Origin of the sequence: Pseudomonas cavernicola, assembly GCF_003596405.1 — a bacterium.
GTDB lineage: Bacteria > Pseudomonadota > Gammaproteobacteria > Pseudomonadales > Pseudomonadaceae > Aquipseudomonas > Aquipseudomonas cavernicola.
In genome coordinates this window covers 570,931-595,905 of record NZ_QYUR01000008.1, presented here as the reverse complement: position 1 = coordinate 595,905, position 24,975 = coordinate 570,931, and the positions used below count along the sequence as shown (strand labels likewise).

Below are 24,975 nucleotides of genomic sequence, written 5' to 3'. Positions count from 1 at the left end.
CTGGCCACTTCCAGCGATTAACACACTAAACGGCACCCGCGATAATAAATTGTGGCGCAGCGCTCTTAGCGATCCGACCAATACGCAATAGATGATGAAACGCAGCACTCTGTAAAAAAAGTACATAACTGGAAAGAAAAATTGGCTATATCCCTACGAAGCCAATAGGATGCATCCTCGACCGATCCTGTATATAAAAAATGGTGAAGTCTCCTTCATTACCGCAGGAAACTTCACCCTCCACAAAATTACTGCGGATAGAGCTCTTTATAGAGCGCAGCAGCTTTCTGGAAGCACTCAACGGGTGCACTAACAATACCAGCCCCGATTTGACCACCGCCTTTGCCTGCGATGCCAATATCCATTACCGGAAGCACGCGCTCCTCGAGAACGCGGAAAACGTCAATGCCAGTGGGCGTGCCGCGATAGGCAAATACAGCAAGTTTAAAGTCGGGGTTCTCTCCATGTGTAATACGATAGAGAGACTCGTTCCGTTCCATCATTGCCGCATACGAGCCCCCCTGATAAGCCTGCAATGTCGGTGCTCCGGCTTGAGCGAACCCTCCAAGGCCTATGGTCTCGGTAATGGGGCTTTCGCCGCCCATCCAGGTGATTTCTGATTCATCATGGCCATCAAAAAGCTTGGCCTCTACAGCCGCATGCGGGCCACGAATCCAGCCGTCGATACCAGATACGCGAATCGCAAATTCCTTGCAGTTGAACGCCATTGCAGTCACCAGGCTAGAGCCCTCCACGCCGTGAGCCAAGTCCGCCGCCACTTTAGACGACGCCATCGAGAGGCGAAGGAAGAAATAGTTGTCCTCCGTGAGCAATTCAATGGTCTTCTGGACAGCTTCACCCAGCTCTCCGTAAAGACGGAGGAATGAAGGGAACAGCTCTCGTGCAAAGAGCAGCGACGCTGCCGTGTTTCGGCTATGGAGTTCATCCCCCATGTTCAGCGAGCGGATCATGATAGGTTTAAGCGGTACACCGCCCATCTCACGAACTGCAGCTGCAATGGTAGGAGCAAGTACGTATTCAACAAGCTTAAGCTGGTCGCGAACTACGTCATCATAAATACCGTAATTCAACCGCTTGCGTGACTTACCTTCATACATGTTGCAGAAGGCGCGCTGTCCGGACGCTCGATCTTCCACCACAAAGACCGGCATAGAAGGCGTGTAGATGCCAGCCAGAGAACCGACGCAAGAATGGTCTTGACATGCTCCTACAGCGACCTCACCACTATCTAGCAGCGCAACCGCCTCGTCGGCGTTGGAAGCCCAACCTTCATAAATTACACCACCAATTATCCCCTGGCGCTGCCCACCCTCATATTCACGCCAAGCGAGGGCTGGGCCAGAGGTTAGAACGATGCGTTTATTCATCCCCGGTACTACTTCTCTTGCCGGCAGAATATCAACCAGCACCGGATCAGCCGAAGTCATACGGCGAAACGCTTCTTCGTTCGCAATGTCGAGGTTAGACGGTTTTCTATCACTCATGGGATAACCCTTCAGTTCTATCGAGTTGTATCTTTTACTCCGAAATTCGGACAAAAGAATCCACGCACGTCCCTTGGACGAACCTAAGTTAATTTGATATTGAAACGCTTAGATCTTTGGAATGTGCCGCACTCCAAAACGATTTATACACCTATACATCAGCACTAAGGCCAGTATCCGCTAGATCGCTCACGATCTGAGCCATTTCTGAGGCGGCACTCGCGGCACAATCAGGCCAGTTCTCGCAGCTTTTCATAACGAGATGGAAATTTCGTCTTCATAGTCATGGCGACAACAATTCCTACCAAGAACGCAATCGACATGACGGCACTAATATAAATTGCGATAGCGCTAGCCGCATCGCCGCCAATCAGCGAAGGCAGGTTCGATATAGCAATCCACAGGCAGAACAGAAGACCTACAAGACCGCCAAGTGGAGCAATCTTTGTATTCCACATACGCGCACTCTTACTTCCCCAGAAGAAGGCTATGACCGACGCGCAAGTCAGAGACAAGATTGCCATATACCCTAGCGTGCCGGCGGTTGCGCCCCAAGCGTATATCTGCGTTACGGGATCAAGACCGATGACAAACAAAACAAACAACAGAGCGAGCGACGTAATCGTTTGTACGATGGACGAAACATGCGGGGAACCATGCTCTTCATGGACAATAGACAGACACTTGTGAAACACACCAAAGCGTCCAAGTACATACTGATAACGCACAACAATATTGTGTACAGAGAGAACACAAGCGAAAAGACTGGTTACGAGCAGCACTTGAATAACATCGTACCCAACCTTACCCAAGTACTGTTGAGTAAGAATGAGGTACAAATCGGCTGGATGCTCAGCGGCTACTTTAGCAACATTATCAACCCCAAAACCGATTACCTCAAACCACATCGAAAGCACATAGAATGCTCCAACGATGAGCACGGCTGCGTAGGTTGCTCGCGGGATGGTGCGTTCCGGGTCACGCGCTTCTTCTCGGTAAACTACTGTTGCTTCAAAGCCGATAAAGCAGTAAATCGCAAACATAATCCCCAGGCCGGGCGATCCCGAAGTGATTACTGGAAGCGTAAACGGCGTGACATCCATGCCGGCGACGCCATGATCGAAGAAAATTAGAGCATTGACGGCAAGTACGATCAAAATTTCCAAGATCAAAGCGAGGCCCAAGAATTTAGAACTCAACTCGATATCTCTATAACCCAGAATCCCAACAATGACCACAACCGCAACTGAAATAGCCTGCCAAGGAATGCTGATGCCAGTCTGATTTTTAACGAGCTCTCCGATCGCAAAACCCATATAGGCTTCTATCGCCACCAAGATGAGGAAATATGACAGTAAGGCCAACGTCGCCGATCCCAATCCGACGATTCGCCCCATGCCTTTCTGAATATAGGCATAGAACGCTCCGGCGTTCGTAATATGGCTAGACATTGAAACGAAACCAATCGTAAACAGAAGCATAATAGCGGTAGCCACCAATGCATCAAAAGGTGCCGCCGCGCCGTTACCCATTGATATAATTAGCGGCGTGTTGGCCACCATGACCGTCAATGGTGCAGCTGTAGCAACCACCATAAGTACGATAGAACTAACTCCGAGAGAGCCGCGCAATTTTGACTTGCCTGACACCTTGCTCTCAGAAGCGCTAAGCGTGGATGTATTACTCATTGAAAACCTCCGACTTTCTATAATGGCAATTAACCAAACTGTTATTTTCTCGAAGGCAAGTCAGGCGAAATTTTACCCTGATGCTTTGGCTCACTTTTTGCTGCTAATTGCCGCAATCGGTAGTCCCACGTATCAACCAGACCAACTCGCTGCGCCAACCAACTGTATTGACACGCATGAATTGATAGCATTCCTTAGTAACGGCTTTTAGCGCAGAGAGGGAGTAAATTGCCTACGCACGTGGCTTTCGTTAATTTACTTTGTTATGCCCACCTCCCATTTCCTCTCACGATCAGCTTCTATAAGCGATTTATTGATGCGCCACTCCTGCAGAAGCCTGAGCTTCCACCACTTCCTTTTCCATTCACTCCCTAACGCCAACACTGCAGGTTTTTTTCCAACTTACTATATCGCTCGCTAAAGCCGTGCACTCCTTCTGAGAGCACGACCCCATAACTGTTAGAGCTTCGCTAAAATTCCGCCATCCACAGGAAGATCTATTCCTGTGATAAAGGATGCGCTATCCGAAAGAAGGAAAGCCACTGCAGCAGCAACATCTTCAGGTCGACCAATTCTCCCAAGCGGTGTCCGCGCCTTCATATCTTCAATACGAGCAGACTGCGCATAAATCTCTTCGGTCATTGGTGTAGCAATTGCACCAGGGCAAACTGTGTTTGAGCGAATGTTCTCACCCGCGAGTTGCATCGCCAGCGATCGGGAAAGGGACACTACAGCAGCCTTAGAAAGTTGATAGGCATCGGAAGGCCCGCCCGCGAGGATGTTCTCCATATTGCGCAGCCCAACGACACTAGCAATATGTACCATTGATCCACCCCGAGCCTTTCGCATGAAGGGGATAACAGCCCGCACCATACGGAGGGTGCCATGGAGGTTCACGTCGAAGGTGAACTCGAATACACTGGGGTCATTCTCGAGCGCTGAACCATCTCGTCCAAATAGGCACACACCTGCGCAGTTAACCAAGCTGTCGATGCGTCGATGACGTCTCCCAATCTCAGCCACAACTTCAGCCACCGTACTCTCGTCACGAAGATCGATCTTCGTGAAATTTATATTGCCGTATTGTAATTCTCCTGCAGGAGCCTTTATATCGAGCGCTTCGACAGTGGCTCCAAGGCGGGCGAGCTCATTGGCCACAGCAAGACCAATACCGCCACCCGCCCCTGTTACAACAACAATTTTCTTCTCGAACGATTCACTCATGACCAGCCCTACCTTAAAAAGCGCCAGAGTCATTCTCCGACCTGGAACTATCGCCAAAAAACCGCATGCGAAACTCAGTTAGACACGCTCGAAATAACGCATCACTTCCCAGTCAGTGACAGTTTCCTGTTCGAAAGCATCAAGTTCGTTTTCGGCGAAATTGAGGAGGTGCTCTTGCACGGTCGCCGATAGGGCGTCACGTACTTTCGCACTCTTCGCAAAGGCAGCGATTGCTGCGCGCATCGTGTACGGAACGCGCGGAAGATCTGGATCCTCATAAGCATTCGAGGTGTAGACCTCCGGGGTCGGCAGATTGGCATCTACACCATCAAGACCGCTCGAAATCACGGCAGCCAGAGCCAGGTAAGGATTCGTATCCGCGCCAGGGATCCGAGACTCCACACGGAAACTCTTATCGTGTCCCACCAGTCTGAATCCGCAGGTACGATTGTCCTTGCCGACAACAAAATGCACCGGCGCGAAGGATGCTTTGCGATAGCGCTTGTAGGAGTTTACGGAAGGGGCCTGCATCCAAGTGTAGTCGGCACCACCGTCGATCATGCCAGCAACGAACGAGCCGAACTGCTTGGACATATTGCTTTCGGTATAGGGGTCGTAGCTGATCGCCTCCCCTGTTGCCTTGTCCCACATGCTGATATGGATGTGGCAAGAAGATCCAACCTCGTCGATGAAAGGCTTAGCCATGAAGGTCGCCGACATCCCACGACCACTCATTAGCTCCTTGACCCATGTCTTATACATGACATGGCGATCGGCCATCTCCAGCACGTCGGTATAACGCAAAGCAATTTCTTGCTGACCAAGCCCCCATTCGGTCTTGGCGTTCTCAACCTCGATACCGGCATCCGTCATAGCATCCCGGATCTTGGCGATGGTTTCCTCGTCGCGAGTCGACTGCAGGATGTGGTAGTCCGCGCGGTAGTGCGAAGTTGGGACAAGGCCGCGATAGCGCTTCGCCCAAGCCTCCTCATAGGTGTCGCGATAGGTAAAGAATTCGAGTTCTGTCGCACACTTGAACTCGAGGTTTTGGCGTTGAGCTCGCTCGATCTGTCGTTTGAGAATCGCCCTGGGGGAGATTGCAAGGAGCTCGCCAGTGCTCTCATCGATGGCATCACACAGGACAAACGCGGTCTGCGGCATCCAGCTTACAACGCGAAGAGTGCCAAGATCAGGTTTCATGGCACAATCTTGAAAGCCTTGCTCCCATCCGGTCAGCTTATAACCTGGGCGCGGCTCCATTTCCATGTCCGCACAGAAGAGATAACTGGATGCATGAAGCCCCTCCGCACCTGATGCGCATTGCAGGAATGATTTAGCGGTCAGGCGCTTCCCAACGAGTCGCCCCCAAAGGTCAGGCATCGCGCAAACGACGGTCTTGATACTTCCGTCCCGCACCATTTCCTCAAGCTTTTCGATAGAAATAACGCTCATGTCATGCACCTCAGTAGAAGGGCCTACCAGCAAGCGAGGTCTAGCGCTAACGCCACATGGACAGAATGTCCATTCGACCTACCTGCTGCCAGGCGGCAAACCGTCACCGCCAATGGCGGTGTCGATTAGTTCTTGTTGTTAATGGGATACTATGTAGACCTTTGGGCCATTGTCAACACTCTTATCAAGAGCCAACACAATTTCGTGGCTCACGCCTTCAGTAATGCCGTTTTTGGCTTAAGAGATTGGGGCGCTGAGTGCTAATTGCGATAAGCCAGGCATCCTGATCCACTTGATACGCAAGCTCGTTCGGGCCTACCGGGCAGCGCACTCAAGAAGGGATGTCGGAGCAGGCCTTGCGGGTAAAAAAATTTGAGCGACGCTGCCTGCTGCCATGGAAAAGCCTGGATGAGCCCACTATTCGCCAGCAGCGGCGAGATCACTGCGCCTTACGGCTTTTGGCCTTTCCTACCCCGCCCGGTGCTTGCGCACCGGGCACCGCTGAGATCTCCCAGTTTCTGTGCGAAGGACTTCCCGACGTGCACAGGGTCTCCGACCGCGCGGGATCAGAGCATGACTGGCGTATAACGCCATGCTCCGTATTGCCTTCTGCTTCGCTTAACAGCATCGGCATCCCGGATTCCTGATTACGCGGCTCAATGGCTGGCCCATCGGTTTCCCCTGTCAACGCTTCACCCTGCACCTCGCGGTGCAACATGCATGACTCGGGGTCTGGTTGATTCGCCATTTCTTACCAGTATCGAACTTTCATCGACTATCCTCCGCCAGCTTTAACTGGCGCTCTAAGCGTCCGGCCAACACACCTTTCTGATCCCAACGCTTAGGGCGATGGTGGACACCTATTTAAGTGGACACCATTTTTAGCCTTATTAAGCGGATCGCCATGCGCCAACGACACTCTTACCCCAAACCTTTCAAAGCCCAAGTCGTTCAGGAATGTCTGCACGCTGGTGCGTCCATCGCAAGCGTCGCGCTGAGCCACGGGATCAATGCCAATCTCGTGCGTAAATGGATTCCGCTTTATCGCGACGCGGATAGTAAAAACCTGCCCGCTTTTATCCGCAACCGTTCGGCCATGACCCTCAGCGAGCGGAATTCCGGCGCGTATAGGCGTCGGCGCCCCGCTATTGGTGCCAGTTTCACCTAAATCGAATTCGAGAAATTACATGGTTACATTAGAAGAGATCTCGCAGCTGCTTTACGGCGCAGGCGAGGAGATGCTCGGCTGGCAAGGAACCCAGGATGAGCTGATTGAATTGGCAGCAAAGATGTTCCCAGGAAAAGCATTCTGCATCGTTCGGCAGTGGATCCTGATCAACCTTACTGTGACATCTGCTGAGAAAGACAAGCTGACGACGCTCGGTCTCCTTCCCGCAACGCTTTTTGCTCACGAAATCGTTCTAGACAGCAAAGGTCGTTTTCAGCCCAGCATGTGGGTACGCAGCAATTTTGGCGTGTCTTTTAGCCAGGGTTGCATGTTTGAAACCAAGAGTACGGTCTACCTCCTCTTAGGGGCAGGACGAGAAAAGAGGCTAGCATTGGCACTGCTTTTTCGATGAAAGCAGGGTGAGCGATACTCGCCGGCAATTTATTTAAAGTCGTTTTGGAGCTTGGGTTGGATGCCTGAAGTAATTGAGCTGGATTTCCACAGTAAGGATTTTAGTGACTTTCAACTGAGTCGCTTGGTGCGAGCAAGCCTTCGCAAATACACGATGCCGATCAGAGCTTTCGTTAGCGACGCTCTCATCGCGGATGACACATGCCTGGGTGATTCCTTCGACCATTCTGAGCGTGACGATGCGTACCACCGGGCGGATGGTTCTATTCTTCGCACAGGTAAAATTCAGTCAGCGAGGAAAGAAGGGCGGTTTTGGCTGCTCGAAACCCAAGATGGTAATTACGTCATCGCTAGCTTTAAGCGAGACCTCGGCAGAGCGAGCTTTCTCAAGCTTCTCGAATCCGCCGACCGTTTCTAAATGATGGTGAGAAATCCACCTTTTGATTTCGAGATAGGGCCTGGCACATGGCAGATGAACGATGGTCAGTTGCTCGGGCAATGAGCCATTTTGACGATTTGCTCGATCAGGTGATCACGACTCGCAAACCGATTTTCGTTGAGGGAGAACGCAGGACTGCTGTGCTCATTTCTGTGGAAGGGTGCAAGCGGCTCCGCAGGCTGGGAGCCCTTTGATCGCGGTACCGGAAATCTGGCTGGAAATCCCCCCCTCACTACCTTTTCTCTATCCATGTGCCTGTCTGGTGCATGCTGGGCACGCGCCCGAAAAACGCTCATACCAAGACGCCTTCGCAAGTTCATGCCTTGCGAAGGGTCGATCGATTTTTCAGACACAAGTGCAAAGCGCTACCGACAGGGTTCGGTAGCCGCTTTTTAGTGTGCTCGGGATGCGTTACAGAAGGGCGTCCTTGTAGACCTCGGGTTTACGGTTGGCTAACGAAGGAAGGCTGTTCCTGACGTCTTCAATCCGACCCATAGGTAGATCCACAACGGTTGTATTGACCCCGTCAGGAGCACAGGCGATAACGGTGCCCCATGGGTCGACAACTAGGCTACGGCCGTAGGAAGTGATACCAGGTGCATGCGTTCCCCATTGCCCGGTTGCAACCACGAAACATTGGTTTTCAATCGCGCGTGCTCTCAGCAGAACCTCCCAGTGATCTTTCCCTGTAAACATAGTGAAGGCTGCAGGAAGGAACAGGATCTTTGCTCCCATAAGCGCTTGTGCGCGGAAAAGCTCCGGGAAGCGAAGGTCGTAACAAATGGATATGCCCACAGGAATATCATCGATGGCGCTGAAGCCTACTGATGATCCTGGTTTGACTACCGCAGACTCAAGAAAATCTACTTGGCCTTTTATTTTTACATCAAACATGTGAACTTTGTTGTAAAAGCTGGCTATTTTTCCCTCTGGGGTTATCAAGTAAGCGGTGTTTGAACACCTTGCGTCGATCCCATCGGTTGTCCGGAGCGTGCCCGCGAGCACCCACATCTGGTGCTCTTTTGCTTTTGCCGCGAATGCTTCAACCGAGGGGCCATTGAAGGGTTCGGAGTTTTCCTTAACACCTTCGATGGGGCCCATGTAGTCAATGCACTCTGGAAGCATGGCGAGCCTTGCGCCCTTGGCACCTGCTTCGTCCAGGCCTTTGAGGGCCGCAGCGATATTAGCCTGTCTATCCTGACCTGAATTGAGTTGACAAAGAGCTATTTTCATTTTGACCTCATTATAAAGATACGTTAACTGGAAACGAAGGGGGGGCGCCAAACCCCAAAATATCTTAAGTCGATTTTGGTAAATCCCTTGGCGGCATGTGGCGGGCTAATAGATACAATTTCTGTTCCGTTGAATATATGTCTGTGGGATTGTGGATTTGCAATGATTTGCACGTCATTGGTGGGGGTTGTCAGTTTTTTTGTGCGTTGGGATGAATGGCGATATGAATTTCGTCACGGAATGAGTGCTCGAGGTGTGGTTTTGGTGGGTAGTTCAGTAACGTGTGGAGGCTGTCGACGAGTTGGAGATAGTGCTCGATGCGGGGGCTAAGGAAGCTCTTTAGGGAAATCCTTATATGGACGCCTCCCGGAGCTCAATAGGTAGCCATGCTGGCGCATAGGTAGGAGCAGTCTTATATCCGGCCTGTTGTGCAGGAAGAAAAACCTGCTGGCCCTGATGGAATCCGCTGACGAGGCCCTCATCTGAAAATCGAGCTGAAGGCTGCGCCCGTGGCTCATATTCCCTACCAGGTTTACCCCGTCTGTTGGCGCTGATACGATTTTTAACCCAGGCTACCGGAATTCAATGACCCACCTGAATACTCAGCAAACGATGGCCTTGCACGGGATTTCAGAGGCTGCATATGGGGCAGTCAAAATCAGCAACCTGGCTCAAAATCGTATCAGCGCCAACAACCACCCGTTTGCATTCGACCTGACCGGCCATTTGCATTCGTTCTGACCAACCATTGCATCGGATTTGACCAGCACGCTTTGTCACCATGATCGGCAGAGAATGGCCAGGAACGGCCCGTGGACACCCTAATGGCGAAACAGTAGCTTATGCAGCCAGCGGGCGAGAAATACTCGACAGCGGATCATCCCGCTCATGCCGCGCTTGACTTTGGACGATGTCGAGAAATGGGGCCGAAAACTGAAGATCGGAAAATTAGCTTTTCAACTGCAACCCAAACATTGCGAAGCAAAAAAAAAGAGCCTGCATGAGTTACCTCACACAAGCCCTGTACCAAATCAGACTCGAAATTGCTGCATCAGCCCCTGCTGATGGTTGGCCAGGCGGTTCAGCGCCTGGCTCACCTGGGCCGATTCTTCCGCCTGCCCCGAAAGGGATTCGGTGACATCGCGGATCGTTGCCACGTTGGTATTGATCTCCTCGGCAACGGCGCTCTGCTCCTCCGCGGCGCTGGCGATCTGCAGGTTCATGTCGGTGATGACTGAAACCGATTTGCCGATTCGACGCAAGGCGGCGACCGCCTGTTCGACGTGTTCGACGCTGCCTTGTGCTTGCTGGTAGCTGCTGCTCATCGAGCTGACTACCACACGGGTACCCATCTGCAGACCTTCGATGACCTGACGGATTTCCTCCACCGAGTCCTGCGTGCGCTTGGCCAGGTTGCGCACCTCGTCGGCAACCACAGCAAAGCCGCGCCCGGCTTCGCCGGCACGCGCGGCTTCGATAGCGGCATTGAGGGCGAGTAAGTTGGTCTGCTCGGCGATGCTGCGGATCACCTCCAGCACCGAACCAATCTGTTCGCTGCTGGCCGCCAGCCCTTCGACCTGCGCCATGGCACCGCTCATGTCACGAGCCAAAGCATCGATGACGCTGGTGGTGCGGCCAATGACGCCGAGGCCTTCGCGGGTGGCAAGGTCGGCACCACGCGCAGCTTCAGCGGCCTGTGCCGCACTGCGGGCGACATCTTGGGCGGTGGCGCTCATCTCGTTGGAGGCCGTGGCCACTTGGTCCACTTCGCGGTATTGCTGCTGCATGCCGGAGCTGGTCTGACTGGCGATCGCGGCAGACTGGTCTGCGGTGCTGCGGGCGTCCTGCACCGAGCGCTTCACGTCGGCAATCACCGGTTGAAGCTTGTCGAGGAAGCGATTGAACCAACCAACTAGCTCGCCTAGCTCGTCCTTGCGCGCGTAGTCGAGGCGACGGGTCAAGTCGCCTTCACCGCTGGCGATATCTTTGAGCATGCTGGCGACCCCAAGGATCGGTCGGGTCACGCCGCGCGCGGTCAACCACACCAAAAGCAGACCGGCGATGGCGGCGGCTACCCCAAGCAGCAGCTCCAGCCACGTGCCCTGGCCATTGCGCACGTCCAGATCCTTCTGCAAGGCCATGGCCGGAGCCAGCAAGGTTGTCATGGGCACGTCCAACAGTACGGCCCAGGGTTTGGCGTCTGGAATAGGTTGCAGCGGTGCCAGCACTTGCTGGTGGTCGTTCACCTGCCGCTCATGCCCCTGACCCTGGCGTTGCAAGTCCAGCAACTCGGCCGCATCGCTCGGGTAGACCTTGGACAGGCTTTGGCCGAGTAGGCCGGCATCCACGCTGTGGCCGGCCAGCAGGCCGGACGGGCTGAGGATGCTGATGGCGCCTTGGCCCTGATAAAGGCCTTGGCTGCCTGCCGTTGCCAACTGCTGGAGATTGCTCAGGCTGATGTCCATGCCAACCACCGCAATCACATGGCCGTTCTCGATTATCGGAAAGGCCAAGGTGGTGATCAGCGTTCTCTGCCCCGAAGTGTCATCGAAGTATGGACTCAACAAGCAAGGCTTAAGGCTTTGCTTGGGGCAGTTGTACCAGGTATTCAAAGGGCTGCCGTCGAGCATGGGCGTGGCGTCGCTGATCATATCCTCAGTCACCGCAAGCGTGCTCAGGCTTTCACCGCGTTGTGCCCAGTAAGTAGCGAAACGGCCTTTTTCGTTGCTGCCCGTTTCGGCACGGCCGGCAAAGGCAGAATCGTCGTCGCCCAGCCCATCAGGTTCGAATATCAGGTAGAGGCTGAGCAGTTGCGGGCTGGCCAGCAGCGTCTCTTTGATCTGCTGGTTCAATTCTTCACGCAAAGTCTGGCCACCCAGATTCAGCTTCTGTGCCTGGCGCCGCTGGCGCAATACCTCGCGGGATAAGTTCAGGCCGTCCTGGTAGGCCGACATGAAATAGCGCTGAATGGTCAACGCCTGCACCTTGCCCTCCCCTTGCATGCGTTCGCGGGCCGAGGCCTCCAGCATCTGCGCACTGCTCGCCTTGACCAGCGTGGTACCGGCCCCCATACGGTAGAGCGAGATGCCGATAAGCAGGGCAACGATGGCCAGCAGACAGAGGCCGGTAAGCAAGGTGATCTTCCACTGGATTGACAGTCGGTTGAGGAGCATTTAAGCAGTCCTTGTGCGGAGATAGCTGTAGAAGGTCCGACGATGCCCGGATTTCCGGGAGGACGATGGAATCCGGCGGCAACGTGAATCGGGTTAGCTCAGCAAGTGGTACTGGCCCCCTGAGTGTTGGCGCTGATACGATTTTGAGCCAGGTTGCTGATTTTGACTGCCCCATATGCAGCCTCTGAAATCCCGTGCAAGGCCATCGTTTGCTGAGTATTCAGGTGGGTCATTGAATTCCGGTAGCCTGGGTCAAAATCGTATCAGCGCCAACAGATTGCCGTCAGAACCCAAAAAACTGCGCGCGCTGTGCAGCTGGTCATGGACGAAATCCGTGCGCTACGACAGGTTGACACGCGTCGGTTCCGGAACCGACGCGCGATGCAGGCTGATCCGCTTACATCGCTTGTCGCGCATACTTCAAAGAGTATTCACTTCTTTGACGCTTATCAGCCTCCGCTCGCCATGTGCTCAGCAGCAGTTAACAAAACATCGCCAACAAGCACCAGGCATAAATGGGACGTTTATTTTGTGACGGACAAGCCGTTATTCCACCGCCTTGACCATATCCTCGATGACTTTCTTGGCGTCAGCGAAGACCATCATGGTCTTGTCCAGGTAGAACAGTTCGTTGTCCAGACCGGCATAGCCGCTGGCCATCGAACGCTTGTTGACGATGATGGTCTTGGCTTTGTAGGCCTCGAGAATCGGCATGCCGGCGATTGGCGAGTTGGGATCGGTCTTCGCCGCCGGGTTGACCACGTCGTTGGCGCCGAGCACCAGCACCACGTCGGTCTGCCCGAATTCGGAGTTGATGTCTTCCATCTCGAACACTTGCTCGTACGGCACTTCGGCTTCGGCCAGCAGCACGTTCATGTGCCCCGGCATACGGCCGGCAACCGGGTGGATCGCGAACTTCACGGTCACGCCACGATGGGTCAGCTTCTCGGCCAGTTCCATCAACGAGTGCTGGGCGCGGGCTACCGCCAGGCCGTAGCCCGGAACGATGATCACGGTGTCGGCGTTGGTCAGCAGGAACGCGGCGTCGTCGGACGAGCCGGATTTGACCGGGCGCGCTTCCTTGGAACCGGCCGGGCCGGCTACGTCGGCTGCACCGCCGAAACCACCGAGGATCACGTTGAAGAACGAACGGTTCATCGCCTTGCACATGATGTACGAGAGGATCGCACCGCTCGAACCCACCAGCGAACCGGCAATGATCAGCATCGAGTTGTTCAGCGAGAAGCCGATACCGGCTGCTGCCCAGCCCGAGTAGCTGTTGAGCATCGACACCACCACCGGCATATCGGCACCGCCGATCGGGATGATGATCAGCACGCCGATGACGAAGGCCAAAGCCAACAGCACGGCGAAGGCGGTCAGGTTGCCAGTGAGGGTGAAGTACAGGCCCAGGCCGAGGATGGCCAAGCCAACCAGCAGGTTGAGCTTGTGCTGACCGGCGAACTGTACCGGTGCGCCCTGGAACAGGCGGAACTTGTACTTGCCCGAGAGCTTGCCGAAGGCGATCACCGAACCGGAGAAGGTGATGGCACCGATGGCTGCGCCGAGGAACAGTTCCAGGCGGTTGCCGGCCGGAATCGCGTCACCCAGTTGCTTGACGATGCCCAGCGACTGCGGCTCGACCACGGCGGCCACGGCAATGAACACCGCTGCCAGGCCGATCATGCTGTGCATGAAGGCGACCAACTCAGGCATCTTGGTCATTTCGACGCGCTTGGCCATGATCGAACCGGCGGTGCCGCCGATCAACAGGCCGACGATCACGTAGACGATACCGTCGTGGGCCAGTTCAGCGCCCAGCTTGTAGATCAAACCGACCGTGGTAAGGATCGCCAAGCCCATGCCGAGCATACCGAACAGGTTACCGCGACGGGACGTGGTCGGGTGCGAGAGGCCCTTGAGCGCCTGGATGAAGCAAACCGAGGCGATCAAATACAGGGAAGTAACCAGGTTCATGCTCATGCTTTTTGCACCTCAGCCTTGATTGCTGGCGCCTTGGTTGCTGCGGCTTTGGCAGGTGCCGCTTTCTTCTTGAACATTTCCAGCATGCGCCGAGTGACCAGGAAACCACCGAACACGTTAACCGCAGCCAAGGCTACGGCCAGGGTGCCCATGATCTTGCCCAGCGGGGTCACGGTCAGGGCGGCGGCGAGCATGGCGCCGACGATGACGATGGCCGAGATGGCGTTGGTTACGGCCATCAGTGGGGTGTGCAGTGCAGGCGTCACGTTCCAGACCACGTGGTAACCGACATAAATTGCCAGCACGAAGATGATCAGGTTGTAGATACCGTGAGAGATCAGCATGTCTTCCATTTTTTTTATCCTCAGCCGTTCTTGCGCACGATCTGGCCGTCGCGGCACATCAGGCACGCGGCGACGATGTCGTCTTCGAGGTTGATCACCAACTGCCCTTCTTTATCGAACAGCAGCTTCATGAAGTCCAGCAGGTTGCGGGCATAGAGTGCCGAGGCATCGGCTGCGACCGCGGCGGCCAGATTGGTCAGGCCAACGATGGTCACGCCATGCTTGACCACGACCTGATCGGCCTCGGTCAGCGGGCAGTTGCCGCCTTGGGCCGCTGCAAGGTCTATCACCACAGAGCCGGGTTTCATCTGGGCGACGGTTTCGGCGCTGAGCAGTACCGGCGCCTTGCGGCCCGGGATCAGTGCCGTAGTAATGACGATGTCGGCCTGTTTGGCGCGCTCATGCACAGCCACCGCCTGACGCTGCATCCAGCTGGCCGGCATCGGTCGCGCATAACCGCCGACGCCAACGGCGCAGTCGCGCTCTTCATCGGTCTCGTAGGGCACATCGACAAACTTGGCCCCCAGGGATTCGATCTGTTCCTTCACCGCAGGACGCACGTCCGAGGCTTCGATCACCGCGCCCAGGCGTTTGGCCGTGGCGATGGCCTGCAGGCCGGCCACGCCGGCGCCGAGAATCAGCACGCGAGCGGCTTTGACGGTACCGGCAGCGGTCATCAGCATCGGCATGAAGCGCGGATAGTAATGAGCGGCCAGCAGCACGGACTTGTAGCCGGCGATGTTGGCTTGCGAGGACAGCACGTCCAGGCTCTGTGCGCGGGAAGTACGAGGCGCGGCTTCGAGGGCGAAGGCGGTAATGCCGCATTCAGCCATTTTGGCGATGGTCTCGTTATTGAAAGGATTGAGCATGCCCACCAGAACGCTACCGTTCTTGATCTGGGCCAGTTCGCTGTCGCTGGGCGCCACAACCTTGAGGATCAGTTGCGCACCGAAGGTATCGGCGGCGCTTCCAATTGTGGCACCGGCTGCTTCATAAGCACTGTCGGTGACGCTGGCACTGATGCCGGCACCGCTCTGTACAGTGACTTTATGACCCTGGCCAACCAATTTCTTGATGGTTTCCGGGGTGGCTGCAACCCTAGTCTCGCCTGTCTGCGTTTCGAGAGGAACACCAATGTGCACTTGAAGCCTCCAGTGAATAACTTCTTTAAGCAGGTACCATCCTGAGGATGCGTGAGCAGCATCTGTCAGGTAGGTTGGCAATAGTGACGACGAGGCGCCAGCAGAGTCCCTCAGCGAGCCTTTTCCAGCTCAGATGCCATAGATCTCATGGGACACCTCCTCATCGAATTAATTTGCATAGTCTTCCCGAGCAAGGGGATGCCGTGCGTAAAAGGGGGAATCACAGCGCTTTGGCGCCATTTGCTACCCATTGGCAATTGAGCAACTCGGCTCGGACCCGCAAACTGTGTGCTCAGTAGCCTGCCTGCTGTTTGACCAAGCAGAAGCCACCGATGGACTGGCCGCTGCCAATATCCTTCAGGGAAGCTCCGATCAACTTGCCGCAACCACGCGGCAAGTTGAAAACTCTGTGGCGTTCAGCGCTATCTACTGCGAAACGTCCCGTACGCACCGCCTTGTCGGGCTTTTCAGCCCATTTCTCCGTGTTACCTGCGCAACTCACCCATACCCATCAGCTGTTTTCGCACCATCCACAGGTTTGACAGGGCGAACAGAGTGATCAACTGAGCGGTGTTTTTCATCAGACCACGAAAGCGCACTTTCGCTTGCCAGCGTACTCGGCGTCAGAGAGGGTCATCTGCGAAAACTCGTCCGATGGGGGCCGCGTATCTCACCAGAAACGGGAAGTCTTCTTCAGGGTTTCCTTAGAGTTAAAGAGTACTGAAGTATCTGTTTAGCTCGAACGACGTAACCTGTTCGGCTTGCCAATCGAGCCAATGCTGCCACTCGTTCTCTCGCGACGCTGCATAGTGCTCTACGAAGAGCTCACCGAAATAGTCCTTAGCAATATCCGACTCCCTGAATAGTCGATTTGCTTCAAGAAGTGATTTCGGTAGATTGGCGAAATCCGTGTTAAGGGCAGCGTTTCCTTCTGCAAACGCTGGGGCGGAAAGTTCGTGTGTCAGCCCGTAGTGCCCCCCGGCCAACATAGCCGCAAGCGAAAGATACAAGTTCGTGTCGGCACCTGGTACACGATGTTCAAAACGATAAGCGTTGCGACCTTGACTTCCAAGGATGCGCAGAGCGGCACTGCGATTGTCTTTACCCCAAGAAGCGTTTTCTGGAGACCACGACTTGTGGCTGAACCGACGATATGAATTTACGTTTGGCCTGAAAATGACAGAGAAGTCAGGCATCGTCTTTAGCAAACCAGCGCCGTAGGAAAGTGAAGCGCTTGAGAAAGCACCATTTTCGCCGTAAAAGGCATTCTCGCCATTTTGCCAAATACTTTGATGGACGTGGCCGCCGGAGCCAGACTCCCCGACTTTCCACTTCGCCATAAACGTGGCCGCCAGACCTCTTTCCGCGCATAGCTGCCGAAAATAAGTTTTGGCCCGTGTCGCATTGTCGGCTGCCCGCACGGGGTCTGCTGGGGAGAGTGCAAACTCTACTGCGCCATAGCCGAGTTCAGTGTGAAATACCTCAACCGGGATGCCGGCTTCGCGCATACGAGTGATGAAAGCGGCAGCCAGGTCGCGCACATCAGCAGCCTCGTTGAGCCTGTAGGCATTACGCATCTGACCAAACGGTTTCATTTCATGGTGGCGCCCGGCTGCCATTAAGTCCTCATCCCGATGCATGACAAATGCTTCGAACTCAATGCCAAACACGGGTTGGTAACCGGTTTCCGCGAACCTTGTCGCAACACGCTTCAATACCGATCGTGGAGCAAGAGGGTGCGGCGAGCCATCTTTCTGCTGCATGTCAAAAATGACTGCTCCAATTTCCGGTTTCCACGACCACTGGATGGCAGTTTCAACATCTGGCACTGCAATCATGTCAGGAAAGCCGTTCTCGAACGAACTGTGCTGCGTCATCCAAATATCGTCGCTGGGTGTTAATTGGTAGACAACCGAACAAAATCCACCGAGTGCATCCGGCTTGACTTTAGAGGCAGGCAAAAACTTCCCACGCAGCACACCGTCCAGGTCCACAGTCTCCATCTGAACGATATTAATGCCTGCCTCTTGCAGAGTATTGAGATCTACAGTTTTTATTCTTTCCACCAGACCCACCTCGTATTTATATTTATTTGCGAGTTTTTGAAACACTGCTATTTGGAAGATTTTCCTATAACCAATTCTTAATTGTCAGAGCCACCGCTATCGCTTGCGATAATTTTGGCCGCTCCGCCAATACGCTGCGGCTTTGTGAAGCCGACACGACGATAAATCTCTTCAGGGATAAGGCTGGGATCTTTGTATATGTACCAGGTGCATTTCCCGCCATTTTTCGCATCCGGCCAAGTCGGGGGCTCAATAACCCGCGTCGGGTAACCGAATTTACTCATCGGCATTCGCTCATTAAGCGCACAGCAATGGACGCAATAGAGGCAAATACCTTTTTTGTTCCACGCCCAGTCATGCTCCTCCGTAGTTACAGCCAGATTAAACGGTGGCTCCATCAGCGGCGTATGGTTTCCTGCGTTCGGTAGATAGGTTCTGCCACCGGAACCACAGGGAGCAAATCTCATACCCCATCGATCTTCTTCCTCGAAAACCTCGATATCACCGCGCCGCCCAGGGCCACTGAGGTGTCCGCGCAGGCCTTCCAGCGCAAAGTGCATGAGCAGGTCGAGGGAGCGCGGCCAGGGATTATTGTCTACATCGTAGCGCACGTAATAGGCATACATGGGTGCCAGGAGAGCATCCCAGAGTTCTCCTATACACTCCTCTCCAAGGTGCCTGCTCGCGACATCCAAGAGCGCATATACCCAGTCGCATTTTCGATCATGGGTACCTAGCCAGATCTCACGGGCATTGTTCAGAAGATCAAGCGCTTCCATCGAGTTCTCTGCGGCGCAGGCCACTGCAAAACTCTCGATTTCTGATTTATAACTTTCCCATCCTGCCTCAGCATCGAAATCCTCTCCGTTATCGTGCTTGAGAAGATCTTTGATGCGAGCCTCCTCTTCACTCAAGGTCCCTTCTGACACCCCACGGTCAAGCACATATTTTTTTATCTCTACAATCCAATCACGATAAAGTTCGTGTGCCTCAACGGACTCTCTAATCGTATACCTACCAAGTTGCTCAGCATCGGAAAAGCGTCGTGCCTTTAAAGCCTCTTCGGCTAATGTGTATGTAGACGTCGAATGTTCCAGGTAATCTCCCCGGCGTATTTCGTATCCTATCGCGTCGTGCCATCTCAGTGGGCCAGAAGCACTCTCAGCTTTCATTTTTCTTCCTTCACCATGCTAATCAATATGGTATGTAACTTGGCTCGGTATCTGATCCAGTCAATTCTGCACGACACAACTGCGAGAGGAGTCTTCTTAACGGCACTTAGCGCAGCCCTGCTTGAATACTTCTGAACAAGGTACGACCGAAGTTGGCCATGCCTTCACGCATACCCAACTCAACTCCAAAAGCCCAATGGTCTATGCTTCAGACCATAATCACTGACAGAGGAGCTGTCAAGATGCTGGCATGGGATCGTGGTAGTTTTCGCTAGCTTGCTCTGACCGATGGCGCCCTCCTACGACCACCTACACATGACTCATGACATGGCGCACGAGCTTCGTAATCGCTAGAGAACCAGCTAGCAGCTCTGCGCTTTCAGGGCGCAATTCTGCTCAATTGGGTAAGCCGCTGAAGGTCTGCCCTATGAAACCGCCACTCCTGCAGATCGACCAGGGCTGTTTAGTAGCCACCGCTCGAGGACAGCGTCCATCAGGTATGCACACGGCACTTAGACTCGTTTTGCATAGGCCTCCCAGGCAGAAATTACACGACGAGCGATAGCCAAGCAGCCAGGCCAAAGTGCTCGACATCAATAGAAGCCACGTCGAAAGCAGAGTGCGGGATCCTCGCCACTGCCGAGCCCCCCCACCCAGTCGAATCGATCTTCGACTGGGCAGAGAGAATCTACTTTAGCCATTTCTCAGCCGTTGTCGGGGGGTGTCAGATACGCTCCAGTCATCCCGCCGTCGACCGAAAGTGCCTGCCCCGTGATGTATGCAGAGTCATCAGAGGCGAGAAACGCCACAGTGGAAGCAATCTCCTTCGGCTGCCCCATACGCCCCATGGGGATGTGAAGTCGACGCAGCTGATACGCATCATCGTCCTCTACCAATTGCGCCGCAAGAGCAGTAGCTGTAAGACCAGGACAGATTGCGTTCACTCGAATTTTACGTCGAGCGAGTACCACTGCCAGCTCTCGCGTAAGCGAAATTACACCGCCTTTGCTTGCTGTGTAAGCGACTTGGGAGGGGCAAGATCCCATGAGCGCAACGATTGATGCGATATTGATGATGGAACCCCCGCCACTACGCTCCATGGCCGGGATCGCAAACTTCGAGCAAAGAAATACACTCTTTAGGTTAATCGAGAGTGTCAAATCCCAGACACTTTCAGGCGTCGATTCTGCATCAGTGTCGTCTCGATGGACGATGCCAGCATTGTTCACCAAGATGTCGATGCCACCAAATGCTTCAACAGCATACGCAACCATTTCTTCTACTGATTTACTGGAAGAAACATCTACTTCCATAGGTAATGCGGTGTAGCCAGAATTGCGCAGCCTGTCTGCTGTCGCCTGCGCACCGACAAAATTCTTGTCAGCGATGAGAACACTGGCACCATCCTCAGCAAGCCGCTCCGCAATGGCTTCTCCAATACCACCAGCACTACCTGTGACTATAGCGCGCTTTCCAACGAGCTTCATATTTCTAGCTCTCCTATTATTATTATACATATACCCAAAGACGATGATACGCACCTTCACGGTACGTATCATAGAAGGCCTTGGTTTGATCAGCTCAATTCGAATCCAGAATAACCGGCATTGGCCGAATCACGACATGCTTTAACATAATTAGGATAATCCATGTGAGACATGAACATTCTCGGTTTGCCGGGCACATTGGATCCCACATACCAAGAATTAGCCAGAGGATAAATTGATGCTTCTGACATAGCGTTTATGATCTTAGCCCATTCGAACTGTGCCTCCGCTGTCGGTTCAATCGCCTTGACCTGCTGCTTCTTCATATGATCCAGGCACGACATAATCCAACTTACGTTCTCTTCTGCAAGCGCAACCATATTCGCCAAGCCAGCCGGACTCCCTGGGCCATTGACCATAAAGAGATTCGGAAACCCCTGAACAGCGAGTCCAAGGTAAGTCATCGGGCCATCCGACCAAGCTTGCTTCAGCGAAATCCCATCGCGACCTTGGATATCCATGTTCAAAAGTGAGCCAGTTATTGCATCGAATCCGGTTGCATAAACAATGACATCAATGGGAATTTCACCGTCCTCAAGAACAATACCCGTCTCGTTGAGTTCTTTGATGGGATTTTCGCTGATGTCGATGAGCTGGACATTATCTCGATTGAACATTTCGAAATATCCATTGTCAACACACAGGCGCTTGCAACCAATCAGACTGTCAGGCAATAGCTTGCGAGCAGTCTCAGGATCAGCAACAATTCCTTTTATTTTTTGCCGAACAAACTCTGCAGCCGTATTGTTAGCATTTACGTCAGAGTAGATATCATTGAATGCTGCCGAGAATCCCAATCCACCTTCGTTCCAGCGCGCCTGATAGATTGCTTCTCTTTCAGCGGCGCCGACCTCGAGCGCACTCTGATTACCTACGTCAACACCCAGGCACGAGCGATTACGCCTTGCCTTCTGCCGAATAGCGGCATAGTTAGCTTTAAGGGAAGTGACTTCTTCCTCTGTCAAAGCTCTATTTTGCGAGGGCACACTGTAAGCAGGTGAGCGTTGAAGCATATATAGCTTTCCTGCTGCCTTTGCGAGCTCTGGCGCGATTTGAGCTCCCGACGAACCAGTGCCAATGACAGCTACACGCTTACCCGTTACGTCAACGCCTTCTGTAGCCCAGCGACCGGTGTGTACACTCTCCCCCTTGAACCTATCCATCCCGATTAGTTTTGGGTAGACCGGCACTGAAAGCGGCCCGGTTGCCATGATGAGACTGCGAGTAACTACAGATTTGCCGCCCTCTGTCTCGACCGTCCAAACCATCGCTTTAGAATCGTAGACAGCCGAGGTCACCCAGGTGTTGAACTCGATGGAACTCCTCAGATCGTAACGCTCCACCACGTGATGGATATAGCTCAGCAACTCAGGCTGCGCAGAGTAACGCTCGCTCCAACGCCACTCTTGTTCCAATTCAGAATCAAAGCTAAAGGAATACTCGAAACTAGGCACATCCACACGGGCCCCGGGATAGTTATTCCAGTACCACGTTCCGCCCACGTCTCCACCAGCCTCAAATAGCTGCACGTTCAAACCAAGCCTACGCGCCCGGTGAAGGGCATATAGTCCGCCCACACCCGCGCCCACTACGATTACGTCGAAATGCTTGGCCTCAGCTTTCACTACCCCAGACACGGTGCTCATGGTTAACCCCTCGGCATTTGGTTGCTTGCATAACTGATGAATAGCCTATGAATAGGGCTAATGGTATTTATGCTAGACCTTTAAACCTAACGACGCAAGCTCTACTTTTTGCGACACTGGGATCGCCATCGAAGCGGCCAGAATTATTGACTTGGCGGAGTGACTAGAGCCTTCGCCTGAGTTAGCGCCACTCGGAGCTGCCCCCTCCCCCTCTTCTATAGGCATGCAGATGCTTAAGACAGCCCGGTACCCAGCGATCGCCACCGAGACCTGAATTGCCTCGGTTTGACCCACTCGGTGCAAGATGGTTGATTTATCGCGATGGTGAAGCCGGCAATTGCTTTGAGTGTCGGGGTACACAGTGCAAACATCCCTCTCAAGCCTGTTAAGCCAGCCGCGGCCGTGTATCGACGAGGATTGGAACCAAGGCAGGCATCACCCACCGCCAGGCAGCCAAATTAGGCTGATCCAGCACAGCCGCTGGATCGCACCGCACTTGTCTCCTACTCCTCATGCCCGCTAGTAACCAGCACTTCGGCTTCGTTATTCCCGTTGCTCAACCCGCTGAATCAAGGCCCGACTCATCCAGTCACTCAGTAGGAATCTGCCACGTGCCCTTAAAGAAGGTTGCCACGCAGCAACTCCCTGCACGGACGAAGAGATCGAAGAGATCAACGCCACCGCAGTCACCGGTAAGGCCCAGGGAAGCAACTCCACGCTCGGTTGATTGACGAAGACCAATGGATTGCCGGGCCGCCGACTCCGGACAAGCGGCAGCTCACCTCGCTCACGGGATTCGTGATGGGCGTCCGGGCGCTTGCCCCAGGAAGCAATAGCAGCGCGCTCGGTCACGCCCTGGTGAGACCTTTGAGCGGGCACGCATTGACTGACATCAAACATATTGACATTGGGCCATTGGTCTATTTAGCATCCCTTTAGACAAAAAGACCCGACACCCTTTTGACATGGAGCCGGATGCGCCTTTGAATAGCTCCTCGTCGACGACTAACCCATCACACCGAAGGATGTAGCTATGTTTACCGCACTTGACGGCAAAAGCATCATTGTAACGGGCGCCTCTAAAGGTATTGGCCGAGGGATTGCGAAGAAATTTGCATCCAAGGGCGGCAAAGTCATGGTCGCTGCCCGCAGCGAAAGAGAATTGCATGATCTTGTAGAGGAAATAACCCGAGCAGGGGGCATCGCTAAGGCAACCGTGTGCGATGTATCTGATTGGGGTTCCGTGCAATACCTCGTTGAAGAAACGATTAAGGCCTTCGGTGGCGTAGACGTGCTCTGTGCCAACGCCGGTATTTATCCGCAAGCGCACATTGCTGAACTTCAACCTGAGGATTGGGATCACGTCATGTCGACGAATCTTAAGAGTACATTCCTCTGTGTCAAAGCTTGTCTACCGCAGTTTGAGCAACGGGCAGGCGGTCGCGTAGTAATTACGTCCTCTATAACCGGCCCTATCACAGGCTTTCCCGGTTTGTCACATTACAGTGCCTCGAAAGCCGGACAACTGGGCTTTATGCGTTCCGCCGCGATTGAACTCGCTCGCCATAACGCGACGATTAACGCGGTAATGCCTGGGACTATAAACACCGAAGGATTTGCGGAACTCGGTCAGGAATACGCCGATTCTGCAACTGCTGGGATCCCACTACAACGCATAGGTTCTGTCGACGATATAGCCAATGCCGCCTTGTTCTTTGCAAGTTCAGAAGCGTCTTACATCACTGGACAGACCATTGTAGTTGACGGTGGCCAGATCCTACCTGAAGCAGCGGGCTTAATAACCGCAGCCTAACCACCTCAGTTAACTTCTGCTGCAGGTGTTCAATGGAGAGGAAAGAAATGTCAAAGCAAAAGAATATCGCCATCGTAACCGGTGGCACAGGTGGCATCGGTCGAGAAATTAATGCTCGCTTGGTCGAAGCAGGTTATATCGTTGTAGCTGGCGATATGATGGTTCCTCGCGAAGAGTCCCGCAAGCCTGCCGCTGATCAACCTGAAGGGGTTATCACGTATTCCGTTGATATTCGAGACACCGAAAGTGTCGAGGAGTATGTCGCCTATGCGGCATCGCTCGGACAGTTGAAAGTGGTTGTCAACAATGCGGGTCTGCTGCGCCACGGGCTTATCGAAAATATCACCGATGATGCGCTGAACACTGTCTGGGACGTGAACATCGCTGGCGCCGCCCGAGTTTCCCGCGCTGCCAGAAAGCACCTGAAGGAAGGCGCCTCGATCATAAACATTTCCAGTATTACTGCAAAAATGGGTCGTATGCGCGGCGGCGCTATGTATGGCTCGTCGAAAGCGGCTCTTGAAGCTTTCACTCGCTACCTTGCAGTCGAACTGGCTCCCAGCGGAATCCGGGTAAACGCAGTAGCACCGGGCTTTATCACCGTACTGCCGATGAGTCCATCCATGCGCTTTATCGCCCACGGCGATAATGATGAGGAAGCACTCGCCTGGTGCACCCAGCAAACTCCTATGGGTCGACCTGGTCGTTCTGATGAAATCGCCGGCCCGGTGCTATTCCTCGCATCCGAGGATGCATCTTACATCACTGGCCATGTCTTGACGGTCGATGGCGGCGTCACCGCAGCTTAAAAAGCTGAAAGCGCCAGGGTAAAAAGCCTGGCACGGCAGCGGAATGTTGTTCTTGGAGCCATCAAGCAGTTTAACCACGCTAAAAACTGCGCTGATGGCTTTGAGATTCAATGCCATATGAAAGCGAACGTCTTGCGCGGGTTATACCTTGAAGATAACA

19 protein-coding genes and 1 pseudogene are annotated in these 24,975 nt (G+C 53.8%); 6 read left to right on the top strand and 14 right to left on the bottom strand.

Annotated elements, in window-relative coordinates; all coding sequences use genetic code 11:
* Positions 1-248: 248 nt before the first annotated feature.
* The 4 genes from D3879_RS24760 to D3879_RS24745 form a co-directional block, all read right to left on the bottom strand.
* Positions 249-1,505 (bottom strand): YlbE family protein, encoded by a 1,257-nt coding sequence (locus D3879_RS24760; protein WP_119956825.1) that lies wholly within the window; start codon positions 1,503-1,505, stop codon positions 249-251.
* Between the two features lie 230 nt (positions 1,506-1,735).
* Positions 1,736-3,193: an APC family permease gene (locus D3879_RS24755; RefSeq protein ID WP_119956824.1), complete on the bottom strand. Its 1,458-nt coding sequence runs from the start codon at positions 3,191-3,193 to the stop codon at positions 1,736-1,738.
* A gap of 459 nt (positions 3,194-3,652) precedes the next feature.
* The gene (locus D3879_RS24750) at positions 3,653-4,417 is read right to left on the bottom strand and encodes an SDR family NAD(P)-dependent oxidoreductase (RefSeq protein ID WP_119957085.1); all 765 of its coding nucleotides are present in this window, start codon (positions 4,415-4,417) and stop codon (positions 3,653-3,655) included.
* Between the two features lie 78 nt (positions 4,418-4,495).
* Positions 4,496-5,869 carry a glutamine synthetase family protein gene (locus D3879_RS24745; protein WP_119956823.1) on the bottom strand — a complete coding sequence of 458 codons (1,374 nt, stop codon included), beginning with the start codon at positions 5,867-5,869 and terminating at the stop codon, positions 4,496-4,498.
* Between the two features lie 868 nt (positions 5,870-6,737).
* Here D3879_RS24745 and D3879_RS24735 point away from each other — a divergent pair.
* From D3879_RS24735 to D3879_RS24725, 3 genes are read left to right on the top strand one after another with little or no spacing between them, the layout of a single operon-like run.
* Complete coding sequence (locus D3879_RS24735; RefSeq protein WP_238474321.1) at positions 6,738-7,037, top strand: transposase; 300 nt, start codon at positions 6,738-6,740, stop codon at positions 7,035-7,037.
* Between the two features lie 19 nt (positions 7,038-7,056).
* Positions 7,057-7,449: a DUF6957 family protein gene (locus D3879_RS24730; RefSeq protein ID WP_238474320.1), complete on the top strand. Its 393-nt coding sequence runs from the start codon at positions 7,057-7,059 to the stop codon at positions 7,447-7,449.
* A 60-nt stretch (positions 7,450-7,509) separates the two neighbouring features.
* Positions 7,510-7,866, top strand: coding sequence for a hypothetical protein (locus D3879_RS24725; protein ID WP_119956822.1), 357 nt, complete (start codon positions 7,510-7,512; stop codon positions 7,864-7,866).
* Positions 7,867-8,298: 432 nt separating this feature from the next.
* Here the strand turns inward: D3879_RS24725 and D3879_RS24720 are convergent, their stop codons facing one another.
* Entirely contained in the window at positions 8,299-9,120 is an 822-nt protein-coding gene (locus tag D3879_RS24720; RefSeq protein WP_119956821.1) for a carbon-nitrogen hydrolase family protein, read from the bottom strand.
* 585 nt (positions 9,121-9,705) lie between these two features.
* Here D3879_RS24720 and D3879_RS26625 point away from each other — a divergent pair.
* On the top strand, positions 9,706-9,861 hold the full coding sequence (locus tag D3879_RS26625) for a hypothetical protein (RefSeq protein WP_158592120.1): 156 nt from the start codon (positions 9,706-9,708) through the stop codon (positions 9,859-9,861).
* 290 nt (positions 9,862-10,151) lie between these two features.
* On the opposite strand, the gene D3879_RS24715 is transcribed toward D3879_RS26625, so the two are convergent.
* From D3879_RS24715 to D3879_RS24675, 9 genes and pseudogenes are all read right to left on the bottom strand, one after another.
* Entirely contained in the window at positions 10,152-12,293 is a 2,142-nt protein-coding gene (locus tag D3879_RS24715) for a methyl-accepting chemotaxis protein (protein ID WP_119956820.1), read from the bottom strand.
* A gap of 546 nt (positions 12,294-12,839) precedes the next feature.
* Positions 12,840-14,276 carry an NAD(P)(+) transhydrogenase (Re/Si-specific) subunit beta gene (locus D3879_RS24710; RefSeq protein WP_119956819.1) on the bottom strand — a complete coding sequence of 479 codons (1,437 nt, stop codon included), beginning with the start codon at positions 14,274-14,276 and terminating at the stop codon, positions 12,840-12,842.
* Entirely contained in the window at positions 14,273-14,629 is a 357-nt protein-coding gene (locus tag D3879_RS24705; RefSeq protein ID WP_119956818.1) for an NAD(P) transhydrogenase subunit alpha part 2, read from the bottom strand. The genes D3879_RS24710 and D3879_RS24705 overlap by 4 nt, the downstream gene beginning before the upstream one ends.
* Before the next feature lie 11 nt (positions 14,630-14,640).
* A complete protein-coding gene (locus D3879_RS24700; RefSeq protein ID WP_119956817.1) occupies positions 14,641-15,762 on the bottom strand; it encodes a Re/Si-specific NAD(P)(+) transhydrogenase subunit alpha in 1,122 nt (373 codons plus the stop codon).
* A gap of 485 nt (positions 15,763-16,247) precedes the next feature.
* A pseudogene (locus tag D3879_RS24695) lies at positions 16,248-16,364 on the bottom strand (IS5/IS1182 family transposase); the annotation flags it as partial.
* A 108-nt stretch (positions 16,365-16,472) separates the two neighbouring features.
* Positions 16,473-17,828 carry a glutamine synthetase family protein gene (locus D3879_RS24690; RefSeq protein ID WP_147411234.1) on the bottom strand — a complete coding sequence of 452 codons (1,356 nt, stop codon included), beginning with the start codon at positions 17,826-17,828 and terminating at the stop codon, positions 16,473-16,475.
* A gap of 77 nt (positions 17,829-17,905) precedes the next feature.
* Complete coding sequence (locus D3879_RS24685; RefSeq protein WP_119956815.1) at positions 17,906-19,000, bottom strand: hypothetical protein; 1,095 nt, start codon at positions 18,998-19,000, stop codon at positions 17,906-17,908.
* 704 nt (positions 19,001-19,704) lie between these two features.
* The gene (locus D3879_RS24680; protein ID WP_218567868.1) at positions 19,705-20,559 is read right to left on the bottom strand and encodes an SDR family NAD(P)-dependent oxidoreductase; all 855 of its coding nucleotides are present in this window, start codon (positions 20,557-20,559) and stop codon (positions 19,705-19,707) included.
* A 17-nt stretch (positions 20,560-20,576) separates the two neighbouring features.
* Positions 20,577-22,193: a flavin-containing monooxygenase gene (locus D3879_RS24675; RefSeq protein WP_119956813.1), complete on the bottom strand. Its 1,617-nt coding sequence runs from the start codon at positions 22,191-22,193 to the stop codon at positions 20,577-20,579.
* Between the two features lie 1,033 nt (positions 22,194-23,226).
* Between D3879_RS24675 and fabG the strand changes: the two genes are divergently transcribed.
* Positions 23,227-24,006: a 3-oxoacyl-ACP reductase FabG gene (gene fabG, locus D3879_RS24670; protein WP_119956812.1), complete on the top strand. Its 780-nt coding sequence runs from the start codon at positions 23,227-23,229 to the stop codon at positions 24,004-24,006.
* 47 nt (positions 24,007-24,053) lie between these two features.
* The gene (locus D3879_RS24665) at positions 24,054-24,815 is read left to right on the top strand and encodes an SDR family NAD(P)-dependent oxidoreductase (RefSeq protein ID WP_158592119.1); all 762 of its coding nucleotides are present in this window, start codon (positions 24,054-24,056) and stop codon (positions 24,813-24,815) included.
* Positions 24,816-24,975: the final 160 nt, after the last annotated feature.